This is a genomic window from Escherichia sp. MOD1-EC6300 (genome assembly GCF_002965045.1).
Classification (GTDB): Bacteria; Pseudomonadota; Gammaproteobacteria; order Enterobacterales; family Enterobacteriaceae; genus Escherichia; species Escherichia coli_F.
Window position 1 is genome coordinate 1 of record NZ_PTRH01000051.1, and the last position, 1247, is coordinate 1247.

A 1247-nucleotide genomic window follows, 5' to 3' on the forward strand; every position below is an offset into this window, starting at 1 on the left:
TGCCCACCGCTGTGGCGCACAGGGCTGCGCCAGAACTTCCGTATCTTCCAGAATGAGGACATCGAAAGCATACTCGCGACGATCCTGAAAGAAAACGGGGTGACCGAGTGGAGTCCGCTGTTCAGCGAGCCGCATCCTTCCCGTGAGTTTTGTGTCCAGTACGGCGAAACCGATTACGATTTCCTGTGCCGGATGGCGGCGGAGGAAGGCATCTTCTTTTATGAGGAGCACGCGCAAAAAAGTACCGACCAGAGCCTGGTCCTGTGCGACACCGTGCGTTATCTGCCGGAGTCCTTTGAGATCCCCTGGAATCCGAACACCCGTACCGAGGTGAGCACCCTATGCATCAGCCAGTTCCGCTACAGCGCACAAATCCGCCCTTCTTCCGTGGTGACCAAGGACTACACCTTTAAACGACCCGGCTGGGCAGGGCGTTTTGATCAGGAAGGCCAGTACCAGGATTACCAGCGCACACAGTATGAAGTGTATGACTACCCCGGACGTTTCAAGGGTGCCCACGGGCAGAACTTTGCCCGCTGGCAGATGGATGGCTGGCGAAACAACGCAGAAGTGGCGCGCGGAACAAGCCGTTCTCCGGAGATATGGCCGGGACGGCGAATTGCGCTGACGGGGCATCCGCAGGCGAACCTGAACCGGGAATGGCAGGTGGTGGCAAGTGAACTGCACGGCGAACAGCCGCAGGCGGTGCCGGGACGCAGTGGTTCAGGTACCACGCTGAATAACCACTTTGCGGTAATACCGGCAGACAGAACATGGCGGCCACAGCCGTTGCTGAAACCGCTGGTGGATGGCCCGCAGAGCGCCGTCGTGACGGGACCGGCAGGAGAAGAAATCTTCTGTGATGAACATGGCCGCGTGCGGGTGAAATTTAACTGGGACCGTTATAACCCGTCAAACCAGGACAGTTCATGCTGGATCCGTGTGGCACAGGCGTGGGCAGGCACCGGGTTTGGTAACCTGGCGATACCGCGTGTGGGTCAGGAGGTCATTGTGGACTTCCTCAACGGCGATCCGGACCAGCCGATTATTATGGGGCGCACCTACCACCAGGAAAACCGCACCCCCGGCAGCCTGCCGGGAACAAAGACGCAGATGACCATTCGTTCGAAAACCTATAAGGGCAGCGGGTTTAATGAACTGAAGTTTGACGATGCGACAGGGAAAGAACAGGTCTACATCCACGCGCAGAAGAACATGAACACCGAGGTGCTGAATAACCGCACCAC

The 1247-nt window shown here is 58.1% G+C and carries 1 protein-coding gene; it reads left to right on the top strand.

All coding sequences use genetic code 11. The annotated features are described in order from the left end of the window. The coding region (gene tssI, locus BGE37_RS24720) for a type VI secretion system tip protein TssI/VgrG (RefSeq protein ID WP_105288550.1) at nucleotides 1-1247 on the top strand (1247 nt) is incomplete at both ends.